The following is an 11,281-nucleotide window of genomic DNA, read 5'->3' on the forward strand; positions in this document are numbered from 1 at the left end:
ACGATGTCGATTCACATGATCACGATGCCCAAGTGGGGGCTGTCGATGGAGCAGGGGCAGGTCAACGGCTGGTTGAAGACGATCGGCGAACGCGTGACGAAGGGCGACGAAGTGCTCGACGTCGAGACCGACAAGATCTCGTCGGGCGTCGAATGCGCGTTCGACGGCACGCTGCGCCGGCAGGTCGCGCAGGAAGGCGAGACGCTGCCGGTCGGCGCGCTGCTCGGCGTCGTCGCGGTGGCCGATGCGAGCGATGCGGACATCGACGCGGCGATCGCCGATTTCCAGCGCGACTTCGTGCCGAGCGCGGCCTCCGACGAAGCGGCCGGCCCGCAACCCGAGAAGGCGCAGATCGGCGGCCGGACGGTGCGCTTCCTGAAGCTCGGCGAAGGCACCGGCACACCCGCCGTGCTGATTCACGGCTTCGGCGGCGACCTGAACAACTGGCTGTTCAATCACGCGGATCTCGCCGCGCACCGGCCCGTGTGGGCACTGGACCTGCCCGGCCATGGCGAATCGGGCAAGGCGGTCGAGACGGGTAGCCTCGACGAACTGGCCGACGCGGTGCTCGCGCTGCTCGATGCGAAGGGCATCGACCAGGCGCACCTGATCGGCCATTCGATGGGCGGCGCGGTTGCGATGGCGGCCGCGGAACGCGCGCCGCAACGCGTCGCGTCGCTGACGCTGATCGCGAGCGCGGGGCTCGGCACCGACATCAACCGCGCTTACATCGACGGTTTCGTCGCCGGCAACAGCCGCAACACGCTGAAGCCGCACCTCGGCGCGCTGTTCGCGGACGACGCGCTCGTCACACGGCAACTCGTCGAGGATCTCGTCAAGTACAAGCGGCTCGAAGGCGTGCAGGCCGCACTGGAGAAGATCGCGAACGCCGCGTTCGACGGCGCCGCCCAGCGGCGCGTGTTCCGCGACCGGCTCGCGACGCTTGCGCCGCGCACGCTCGTGATCTGGGGCGAGCGCGACCAGGTGATCCCGGCGCATCACGCGCAGGCTTTGCCCGACGGCGTGCGTGCCGAAGTGATCGCCGGCCGCGGGCACATGGTGCAGATGGAGGCGGCCGCCGACGTGAACCGCCTGATCGTCGCGTTCCTCGGAGACTGACGATGGCCGCCGCGCTCGAACGACCCAGCCTCACGGCGCTCGGCCAGCCGGGCGCGAGAAGCCGCGACAAGCTCGCGCGCATTCCGGTGCGCGTCGAGCCCGCGGCCGGCGCGGCGCTGCCGAAGCCGCCGTGGCTGCGCGCGCGGCCGATGATGAGCGCGGCGGTGGCCGACATGGCTGCCGTGCTGCGCGACCATCGGCTGCATTCCGTCTGCGAGGAGGCGATGTGCCCGAACATCGGCGAGTGCTTCGCGCAGCGCACCGCGACCTTCATGATCATGGGCGGCCTGTGCACGCGGCGCTGCCCGTTCTGCGACGTCGCGCACGGTCGTCCCGAGCCGCTCGATCCCGACGAGCCGGCGCGGCTGGCCGACACGGCCGCGGCGCTCGGCCTGCGCTACGTCGTGATCACGTCGGTCGACCGCGACGACTTGCGCGACGGCGGCGCCGCGCATTTCGCCGCGTGCATCGCGGCGGTACGTGCGAGTGTGCCGGGCATCGGCGTCGAAGTGCTGACGCCGGACTTCCGCGGCCGCGTGGCCCGTGCGCTCGATGCGCTGTCGACGGCCTGGCCCGACGTGTTCAACCACAACATCGAGACGGTGCCGTCGCTGTATCGCGCGGCGCGACCGGGCGCCGACTATCGCGGCTCGCTCGAATTGCTCGCGCAGGCGAAGGCCGCGCGGCCGACGCTCGTGACGAAGTCGGGACTGATGCTCGGGCTCGGCGAGCGCGACGACGAGGTGCGCGACACGCTGCGCGACCTGCGCGCGCACGAAGTCGACGTGCTGACGCTCGGCCAGTATCTGGCGCCGTCGGCGCATCACCTGCCGGTGCGACGCTACGTGAGCCCGGAGGCATTCGCCGCGTGGCGCGACGACGCGCTGGCGCTCGGTTTCAGGGAAGTCGTCGCCGGCCCGCTCGTGCGGTCGTCGTACCATGCGGCCGACGTGCTGGAGGACAGGTAGCGGGCGGCGCGTCAGGCCGGCGCCGGGGCGTGCGCGCGACTCACCCGGCGCAGGTACAGCACGAGCCCGGCGCCCGCGAGCATCAGGCTGACCGTGTTCGCGAACCAGAAGCCGCGCGCGCCGGTCAGCCACGCGGGCGCGATGCCGCCCACGTCGAAGCCGAGCACGTAGCCGCCGCTGAGCCCGACGCCCCACAGCGCGACCGCATAGATCACGGTCGGCACGACCGCGACCTTGTAGGCCCGCAGCACGAACGCCGACGTGACCTGCAGCGCATCGAAGACGTGGTAGCACGCGACGATCGCGACGAGCGGCATCGCGGCCTCGGCGACGGCCGGGTTCGGCGTATAGCCGCCGATGATCAGCGGTCGCAGCACGAACACGAGCAGGCCGTATGTCGCGGCAATGCCGCACGCGAAGATCACGCTGTGCCGGCCGAGCAGCCGGGCTTCTTCGGGCCGTCCGGCGCCGAGCGCGCGCGCGACCAGCGTCGACGCCGCCACGCCGATCGACAGCGGCGTCATGTACAGCACCGCGCCGATGTTGCCGGCGATCTGGTGGCCGGCGAGCGTCGTCGTGCCGAATTGCGCGATGAACAGCGCCATGCACGTGTACGACGTGACCTCGATCAGGTACGACAGGCCCATCGGCACGCCGAGTTTCAGGATCGCCTTCTGGCGTTCCCAGACCGGCCAGCAGAAGCGCGAGAAGATCGCGAGCGGCGCGAACACGTCGAGCTTCGCGAGCAGCGTATAGCCGATCAGCGCGAGCGCCCAGTTGATCAGCGTGCTCGCGAGCGCGCAGCCGGGGCCGCCGAGTGCCGGTACGCCGAACCCGCCGAAGATGAACCACACGTTGAGCGGAAACTTGAGCACCAGCGCGCCGATCTGCAGGATCATCGCGAGGCGCGGCTTGCCGGCCGCGTTGGTCAGCGCGTTGTAGATGCGGAAGACGAGGCTGGCTGGCAGCCCGTACGACAGGATGCGCAGGTAGTCGACGGTGCGTTCGTGCAGCGCGGCGGGTGCGTGCGCGACGCGCAGCAGCGGTTCGGGAAAATGCAGCAGGAGAAAGCCGGGCACCGCGAGCAGCAGCGCGAGCCACAGCGCCTGGCGCACTTCCTCGCCGATTTCGGCATAGCGTCGCGCACCGTACAGTTGCCCGGTGATCGGCTGCAGCGCGGACAGGATGCCCGTCAGGCCGATGTAGATCGACACGTAGATCGACGAGCCGAGCCCGAGCGCGGCCAGATCGACGGCCGAGTAGCGGCCGACCATCGCGGTGTCGATCACGCCGAACGCGATGATCGCGAGCTGGCCGACGAGCACCGGCCATGCGAGACCGACGATTCGGCGGATGTCGCCGAACATCGTCAGTCGGCCGGCTGACGGCGCGGCGGACGCCGCTTGACGGGCGTCTTCGGCCGTTCGATGCGCTCGTACAGGCGGAAGCGCTCGTCGCGGTCGGCGACGCGGCGGCCTTCCCACACGAGACGCCACACGTATTGCGACATGGAGCTCGGCTCGCCGAAGTCCGCGCGGTCCTGGCGCAGGATCACGTCGCAGTCGCCGGAGAAATCGAAGCGCATGTTGCCGAAATACGCGAAGGTCGCGATCTGCGCGTCACCGAGCCGCACGGGCGCGATGCACTCGTAGTCGGACGGCAGGTGCACGGCGATCTGCTGCGCGACGTCGCGATAGGTCCGGCCGTAATTGACGATCGGCAGCCACAGCGTCATCAGCAGCACCCACATCAGCGTGGTGCCGGCACCCGACAGCACGACGCTGCGCCACAGAACCTTCGGCTGCCGCGAGATGCGCCAGCGCACGAGGAAGCACCAGCACACCGTGGCGATGACCGCGCAGACGAACGACAGGATCTTGAAGTGCGGCTCGTAGCCGGGCACGAGGCGCGCGAGGTTGCGGGCGAGCGGATGCGGGAAGCCCGTGAGCGAGGCAAGCCACACGAGCCACACGAAGGTGCCGATGATCGTGAAGCTCAGCACCGCGAACCAGTCGATCGCGTTGATCGCGCCGCGCTTGAGGGTCGGCAGCGCGAACGTCGCGAGCACCGCGAGCGGCGGCATCAGCAGCATGTACATGCGGTTCGACTGCTGGCTCTGCAGGATCACGAGCGCGACGAGCGGCACGGCGACCGACAGCGGAATCGCGACGTGCGCGCGGCGGCGCATGCCGGCCCAGCTCCACCATGCCCAGATCGCGAGCGGCCACGCGGGCCACGTGAACAGCGGCAGGTTCTTTGCCGCATAGCCGAGCACGGCGGTCGGCGGGCCGGAAAAGCGCATCAGGCTGCCGTGAATCCACTGGTTGAAGAACCATGCGGCGTCGTCGGGCGCCGCGACGAACGCGGCAAGCGGCCACAGCGCGAAGATCGCGGCCGCGAGCGGTACGCCGACCAGCGGCAGGCGCAGGTTGCGCATCTCGGGCGTGACGAGCCACAGCACGGCCGTGCCGGCGAGCAGGGCGACAACGAGCACCGGGTTGCCGGACAGGGCGACGAGGCCGATCGCGAGCCCCCACCACAGCGCGCCCTGCATCGGCTTGTCGATGCCGCGGACGATCCCGTAGACGAGCATGGCGATCCACGCGAACTGCGCGAGCTGCGGCGTCGTTTCGTGCCCGCGCTCCGCGAGGCCGAAGCAGGCGACGAGCACCAGCAGCGCGCCGTCGGCGAGCGTGCGGCCGTAGTCGCGCGGCTCGGGTTCGCCGCCGAATGCGTATTTGAACGGCTGGACCTCGGCACGCCGGCCGAGCAGGTAGGCTGCGTACCAGACGAACGCGCACGCGACGCAGAACAGCACGCCGGTATCGACGCGCGACGCGTTGCTCGCATCGACCCACGGGCCGAGGCCGCGGATCGACAGCGCGCCGAGCCAGTAGCCGAGCGGCCCGTCGGTCGTGATGAACTTGCCGACGAGGTTCGGCAGCAGCCAGTCGTGCCAGCCGCCCTTGGCCATCGTCCACATCACGCCGAAGCCCGCCGCGTCCTCGTTCTTCCACGGGTCGCGGCCGAACAGGCCGAACGCTGCGTAGACGAAGCAGAGGGTAAGCAGCAGCCAGCGCGGCAGCGCACGCGTGGCGGAGGCGGTGAGACGGACGACAGGCTTCATGCAGATGAGCGATTTGTTATGGGCGGGCGGCCGGCGCGGGTGCGCGCGGTCGAGCCGGTTTCGAGCATCCGGCATTGTAGACGCGCCGGCAGTTGCGCGTCAGGCCGATGCCCGGACGCCGGCCGGTGCTTTCCCGGCGAGCAGAGACAAAAAAGGGCAGCCTGGGCTGCCCTTTTGTGCGATACCGGTGCGTTGCAACCACCGGATGCGGTGCAAAGCTTACTTCGCCTTGCCGCTGGCGCGAACGCCGAACTTGTTCTTGAACTTCTCGACACGGCCGGCCGTGTCCATGATCTTTTGCTGACCCGTGTAGAACGAGTGCGATTCCGACGACACTTCGATCTTGGCGAGCGGGTAGGTCTTGCCGTCGAGTTCGATGTTTTCACGCGTCTGGATCGTCGAGCGCGTGATGAACTTGAAGCCGTTCGACATGTCTTGGAAGACGACTTCGCGGTAATCCGGGTGAATGCCAGGTTTCATGATTTTCCTTGGTGAGAGCGGTAGCCAACCCGCCGCTTGCCGTGCCGTGCCGCACAAAGTTGCGCGATCCGGCCGACGTCAAGCCCGGCGCGAGCCACTTGCCTAAGGTCGAAAAACGGCGATTATGCCAGAAAATCAGATGGTTGACGAATTATTTTCACGGTGCGTCGAGTGCGCCGGTGCCGGCCGGATCCTGCCGGTAGTAGCGCGCGAGCAGCCGGTACAGCTCCGGAAATTCGGACTCGAACGCTTTCGGCCGTACGAACAGCGCTTCGCTGCACACCGCGAAGAATTCGGACGGGTGGTCGGCCGCATACGGATCGATCAGCGATTCCCGCTCGAAGCGTGCCCACGCGCGGTCCGGCACTGCGTCGACGCGCGCGCAGAACTGGTCGTACGCGTGCTCGAACACGTCGGCCCAGGCCTGCGCATCGAGGTACGGCGCGTGCCAGCGGCGAAAAAGGGGCGGATAGCCGTCGGCTGCGCCGTTGACCATGTCGATCTTGTGCGCGAACTCGTGGATCACGACGTTGTACGCGTCGCGGCCGTCCGTCATCTGCGCATCCTCCCACGACAGGATCACGGGGCCGCCTTCCCAGGCCTCGCCGCTCGCGTCCTGCTCCACTTCGTGGACGACGCCGTCCTCGTCCTGCACCGTCTTGCGGATCACGAATTCGCCCGGATACACGACGACGCCGACCCAGCCGTCGTACAGCGACAGGTCGAGATTCAGCACGGGCAGGCAGGCCTGCGCGGCGATTGCGACGATCATCGCGTCGGTCAGCTCGAGCCCGTGCGCGGTCGAGAACGATTTCTTCGCGACGAACAGGCTCGTCAGTTCGCGCAGCCGGCCGAGCGCGTCGGGCGACAGCGCCGCGAGGAACGGCAGGCGCGCGACGGTGTCGTGCCATAGCGCGTCGGGGATCGGATGGCTGCGCAGCGCGCGGTCGCGGCGGCGGTCGTCGAACCAGCGGGTCAGTTTCGAGAGCATGAAGGCGGCTCGCGGAAATCCAAAGCCTGTCTTTTAACTCAATCGATCTCTTTTTGCCATGCCGCGAAGAGGCCGCCGACGAGCGCCACGCCGGCCAGGAAGTAAAAGCCGTCGAGCGACGCGAGAAACGACGCCTGTTGCGCGACCATGCGCGCGATCGACGCGATCGCGAGCCCGTGCGCGTCGTTCAGCGCGTGGCCGGCGGCCGCATAGCTGCGCGTCAGCGCATCGGCGGCCTGCTGGAACAGCGGATCGAACACGTTCGCACGCTCGACGAGTCGCGTCTGGTGCACGGCCACGCGGTGCTGCTCGACGATGATCACCGACGACGTCGCAAACGAGATCGTCAGTTGCCGCACGATGTTCTTCAGCCGGTAGCCGTGCGTGTATTCGTCGATCGCGAAGATCCGGAACGTCAGGTTGGCCACCGGCAGCACGATGAAGAGCAGGAGCAGCCCGCGCAGCAGCAGCGGGACGATCAGCGCGGCTTCGCCGACCTGCGGCGTCATTCGCGTCATCCACAGCGCGGCCGTGATGGCGATCGCGAACCCCGGCACGACGAACCACTTCTTGTGCGTGACGAATTTCGCGTAACGCAGGTAGGCGAACAGCGCGGTGGCCGAAATCAGCGACATCGTGCCGACGAGCCGCCCGGCGTTCTCGACCGGATAGCCGAGTCCGCCTTCGAGAAGCCGCGAAGTCAGGTAACTGAAGCCTGTCGACTCGTAGTAATAGAACATGTAGAGCAGCAGGCCGACCTGGAACGTCCGTTCGCGGAACGCGTGAAGGCGCACGAGCGGCGTCGGATGGTTCCACTGGTGATACGCGAACCACGCGAGCGCGCCGATCCCCGCGATCGTCAGCAGGATCAGCATCGGCGAGCCGCTGTAGAGCTGGTAATGCACCTGCTGCAGCACGATCTGCAGCGCACCTTGTGCGAGTGCGAACACGACGTACGGCCAGAAGTGTCCGGAGCCGCGTTCGTCGTCGGGCGTCCGGCCCGAGTCGGGCAGCGTGAGCAGCGCGAGGATCGCGAACGCGATGCCGGCCGGCGCCGTGCATGCAAACAGTGCGCGCCATGTCGAATGCGCGACGAGCAGGCCGCCCACGATCGGCGCGAGCGCGCTGCCGAGCAGGATCATGATGAGGAACGCGCGTGTCGCGGGCGGCCGTTCCTGCGGCTTGAAACTGATCTGGATCAGTATCCGGCACGCGCCCATCATCGGGCCGATGAAATATCCCTGGAATCCGCGCGCGAACGCGAGTTCGAGCGACGTGTCGGCGAGCGCGGCCGCGATCGCGCCGAACGAGAACATCAGCATGCAGCCTGCGACGTAGCGGCGATGGCCGAGCCGGTCGACCCACCATTGCTGCTGCAGGATGCCGAGCACGGCCGTGACCGCGTAAGCGCTCGACGACCACACGAGTTCGTCGGGCGAAGCGTTGATGCCGCCCGCGATGTAGCTCGCGAAGAACGAGAAGGCCGCGTTGTCGAAATAGTCGATGCCGGTGACGAGCGCGAGCGCCCACGGGAACAGGTCCGCGCGCAGGTTCGCGCGGCTCCATAGCGGCGGGCGACCGGGCATCGCGTTCATTCGCGAGCCTTGCGCGCGCGCCGCGTGCCGCTTTCGGCCTGCCGCTGCGCGATCAGCGCGTCGGCGGTTTCGCCGGCAAGACGCCGCTCGACGTAGTCGATGTCGTGCTGCAGTTCCTTGCGCAGCGCGACGGCTTCCTTCAGCTCGCGCTGGACGGCCGCGATCCGCCGGTCGAGCGTATCGATCTGCTCGGCGAGGCCGGTACGGATGTCGCGCAGCGACGCTTCCGAGTAGCGGCGCCGGCCGTCGGCCGTTTCTTCGAGCGGGCGCTTCAGCATTTCGGTGATGCCGTGCAGCGAGAAGCCGAGCGCGCGCAGCCGCAGGATGCGCGCGAAGCGCTCGAGGTCGGCTTCGTCGTAGAGGCGGTAGCGGCCCTCGCTGCGCGACGGCGTGACGAGCCCGCGCTCCTCGTAATACTTCAGCGTGCGCGGCGTGACGCCGAGTCGCGACGCGGCATCGCTCACGGTCAGCAACGGGTTGGAGGTGTCATTCGGCATGGGGCGTGGAGGGAATTCGATCCGGGCGATGGCGCGATTATAGATCAACCTGTACGTTCACGTTCAGGTTGGCACCGAAAAACGGCCGCCGGGCAGGATGCGCGGGCGGCCGTTCGGTGCGGGGCGGGGGCGCTTAGCCGCCGCGGCGCATCAGGTCGAAGAACTCGGAGTTGCTCTTCGTCTGACGGATCTTGTCGAGCAGGAATTCCATTGCCTCGACTTCGTCCATGTCGTGGATGAACTTGCGCAGCACCCAGATCTTCTGGAGGATCTCGGGCTTGATCAGCATTTCTTCGCGGCGCGTGCCCGACTTGTTCAGGTTGATCGACGGATAGACGCGCTTTTCCGCGAGGCGGCGCTCGAGGTGCACTTCCATGTTGCCGGTGCCCTTGAATTCTTCGTAGATCACGTCGTCCATGCGGCTGCCGGTTTCGATCAGTGCGGTGCCGATGATCGTCAGCGAGCCGCCTTCCTCGATGTTGCGTGCCGCGCCGAAGAAGCGCTTCGGACGCTGCAGTGCGTTCGCGTCGACACCGCCCGTCAGCACCTTGCCCGATGCCGGGATCACGGTGTTGTATGCACGTGCGAGACGCGTGATCGAGTCGAGCAGGATCACGACGTCGTGCTTCATTTCGACGAGGCGCTTGGCCTTCTCGATCACCATTTCGGCGACCTGGACGTGGCGCGTGGCCGGTTCGTCGAACGTCGAGGCGATCACTTCGCCCGCGACCGAGCGCTGCATTTCGGTCACTTCTTCAGGGCGCTCGTCGATCAGCAGCACGAACAGGATCACGTCCGGGTGGTTCTGCTTGATCGCGTGCGCGATGTGCTGGAGCATCACGGTCTTGCCCGACTTCGGCGATGCGACGAGCAGGCCGCGCTGGCCCTTGCCGATCGGCGCGATCATGTCGATGATGCGGCCCGTGACGTTCTCTTCGCCGCGCATTTCGCGTTCGAGCGAGAGCGGCTTGTTCGGGTGCAGCGGCGTGAGGTTCTCGAACATGATCTTGTGTTTCGAGGCCTCGGGCGGCTGCCCGTTGACTTTGTCGACCTTCACCAGCGCGAAGTAGCGTTCGCCGTCCTTCGGCGTGCGGACTTCACCTTCGATGGTGTCGCCGGTGTGCAGGTTGAAGCGGCGGATCTGCGACGGGCTGATGTAGATGTCGTCGGTGCTCGCGAGGTACGACATTTCCGGCGAGCGCAGGAAGCCGAAACCGTCCGGCAGCACTTCGAGCGTACCGTCACCGAAGATCGTCTCTCCCGTCTTGGCGCGCTTTTTAAGAATGGCAAACATCAACTCCTGCTTGCGCAGGCGGTTCGCGTTTTCGATCTCGAGGCCATTGGCCATTTCGATCAGTTCGGACACGTGCAGAGACTTGAGCTCGGATAAATGCATACGGAGAACCCGCCAGGGAGGAGACGACGAAAGAAATAAAGGGAGGAGGGCGAGCGGAAGCGCTCAGAGACTTAAATGCGTCTTGTAGACGTTTTTTGATTCTAGCATAGGCCGATTCGCGCTTGAGCGAGCGAACGGCGGCTTGACGGCGGACGTGTTGCCGGTTGACAACACGTCCGCGGAACTGCCGGTATTACAGGTGGCTGTCCAGGAATGCGGTGAGCTGCGACTTCGACAGCGCGCCGACCTTCTGCGCGGCGGCCGCGCCATTCTTGAACAGGATCAGCGTCGGGATGCCGCGCACGCCGAACTTGGCGGGCGTTGCCTGATTGTCGTCGACGTTGATCTTCGCGATCTGCAGCTTGTCGCCGTAGTCCTTCGCGACTTCGTCGAGGATCGGGGCGATCATCTTGCACGGGCCGCACCATTCGGCCCAGAAATCGACGAGCACGGGCTTGTCGGACTTGACGACGTCCTGTTCGAACGATGCGTCGCTGATGTGTTTGATCTGTTCGCTCATTGGGTCAATACCTCTTACGGTTCGGGGACTGCCTGCTTGCGCGTTGCGGCGTACCGGCCGCCGTTGGCTGCCGGCCGCTGCGGCAGGTCACTCCGCTCTCCGGACAGGAGGGGTGTAAGCGCTGCATGCCGCGGCTCGCGGGTCGTTCGGGCGTCATATTAGCCTAAATTGCTATCTGCTGCGGGCGGCGATAGTAGCCGCTACGCGAGTAGGGGTACGACGCGCCGTTCGACCGTTGTGCCCTGCAGGTGGAGGCCGGCCCGTAAATTACAAGGGGACGCAGGCAATTCGGTGCGGGCGAGCGTCGTGCGACCCGATGCGCGCCGGTTTGTCCGGTCATATTCGTATTGGTGCGAACAAACGGTCGCATTCATCCGGAAGCGGTGATAGAATGTGCCGTGACGGGCCTCCTCGCATGGTGGGGCGGTGAACCTGGTCAGGTCGGGAACGAAGCAGCCACAATCGTTTTCCGCCAGTGCCGAGGGTCGGGCTCGTCACCTTCCTTCTCGCCCCGTTCGCCGGGCGTTTTTTATTTCTGCACCACACTCCGTTTTACCTGCGCGTTGCCTGTCTTTCGCACCGTTTCGC

10 protein-coding genes and 1 other RNA gene are annotated in these 11,281 nt (G+C 66.9%); 3 read left to right on the forward strand and 8 right to left on the reverse strand.

Annotated features, from left to right (window positions below; all coding sequences use genetic code 11):
• The first annotated feature begins 3 nt into the window (after positions 1-3).
• Together ABIC51_RS05545 and lipA are read left to right on the forward strand one after the other, a co-directional pair.
• A complete protein-coding gene (locus ABIC51_RS05545; RefSeq protein ID WP_354006381.1) occupies positions 4-1,119 on the forward strand; it encodes an acetoin dehydrogenase dihydrolipoyllysine-residue acetyltransferase subunit in 1,116 nt (371 codons plus the stop codon).
• Positions 1,120-1,121: 2 nt separating this feature from the next.
• Entirely contained in the window at positions 1,122-2,087 is a 966-nt protein-coding gene (gene lipA / locus ABIC51_RS05550) for a lipoyl synthase (protein ID WP_027787219.1), read from the forward strand.
• A gap of 11 nt (positions 2,088-2,098) precedes the next feature.
• Here the strand turns inward: lipA and ABIC51_RS05555 are convergent, their stop codons facing one another.
• The 8 genes from ABIC51_RS05555 to trxA all read right to left on the reverse strand — a co-directional run bounded on the left by ABIC51_RS05555 (position 2,099) and on the right by trxA (position 10,693).
• Positions 2,099-3,454, reverse strand: coding sequence for an MATE family efflux transporter (locus ABIC51_RS05555; RefSeq protein WP_175861587.1), 1,356 nt, complete (start codon positions 3,452-3,454; stop codon positions 2,099-2,101).
• A 2-nt stretch (positions 3,455-3,456) separates the two neighbouring features.
• On the reverse strand, positions 3,457-5,289 hold the full coding sequence (locus ABIC51_RS05560) for an ArnT family glycosyltransferase (RefSeq protein ID WP_027787221.1): 1,833 nt from the start codon (positions 5,287-5,289) through the stop codon (positions 3,457-3,459).
• A 144-nt stretch (positions 5,290-5,433) separates the two neighbouring features.
• Positions 5,434-5,694 carry a type B 50S ribosomal protein L31 gene (locus tag ABIC51_RS05565; protein ID WP_021156486.1) on the reverse strand — a complete coding sequence of 87 codons (261 nt, stop codon included), beginning with the start codon at positions 5,692-5,694 and terminating at the stop codon, positions 5,434-5,436.
• Between the two features lie 157 nt (positions 5,695-5,851).
• Positions 5,852-6,685: a M90 family metallopeptidase gene (locus tag ABIC51_RS05570; protein WP_175861588.1), complete on the reverse strand. Its 834-nt coding sequence runs from the start codon at positions 6,683-6,685 to the stop codon at positions 5,852-5,854.
• A 38-nt stretch (positions 6,686-6,723) separates the two neighbouring features.
• Positions 6,724-8,280 (reverse strand): MFS transporter, encoded by a 1,557-nt coding sequence (locus tag ABIC51_RS05575; RefSeq protein WP_124544621.1) that lies wholly within the window; start codon positions 8,278-8,280, stop codon positions 6,724-6,726.
• Positions 8,277-8,777, reverse strand: a complete 501-nt coding sequence (locus ABIC51_RS05580; protein ID WP_146252784.1) for a MerR family transcriptional regulator — start codon at positions 8,775-8,777, stop codon at positions 8,277-8,279. The genes ABIC51_RS05575 and ABIC51_RS05580 overlap by 4 nt, the downstream gene beginning before the upstream one ends.
• A 133-nt stretch (positions 8,778-8,910) precedes the next feature.
• Positions 8,911-10,173 carry a transcription termination factor Rho gene (rho, locus tag ABIC51_RS05585; protein ID WP_006478662.1) on the reverse strand — a complete coding sequence of 421 codons (1,263 nt, stop codon included), beginning with the start codon at positions 10,171-10,173 and terminating at the stop codon, positions 8,911-8,913.
• A gap of 193 nt (positions 10,174-10,366) precedes the next feature.
• Positions 10,367-10,693 carry a thioredoxin TrxA gene (gene trxA, locus ABIC51_RS05590; protein ID WP_006402348.1) on the reverse strand — a complete coding sequence of 109 codons (327 nt, stop codon included), beginning with the start codon at positions 10,691-10,693 and terminating at the stop codon, positions 10,367-10,369.
• 400 nt (positions 10,694-11,093) lie between these two features.
• Here trxA and ffs point away from each other — a divergent pair.
• Positions 11,094-11,192, forward strand: an RNA gene (gene ffs, locus ABIC51_RS05595) — signal recognition particle sRNA small type.
• Positions 11,193-11,281 lie beyond the last annotated feature (89 nt).

Origin of the sequence: Burkholderia sp. 572 (genome assembly GCF_040545135.1) — a bacterium.
Lineage (GTDB): Bacteria > Pseudomonadota > Gammaproteobacteria > Burkholderiales > Burkholderiaceae > Burkholderia > Burkholderia cepacia.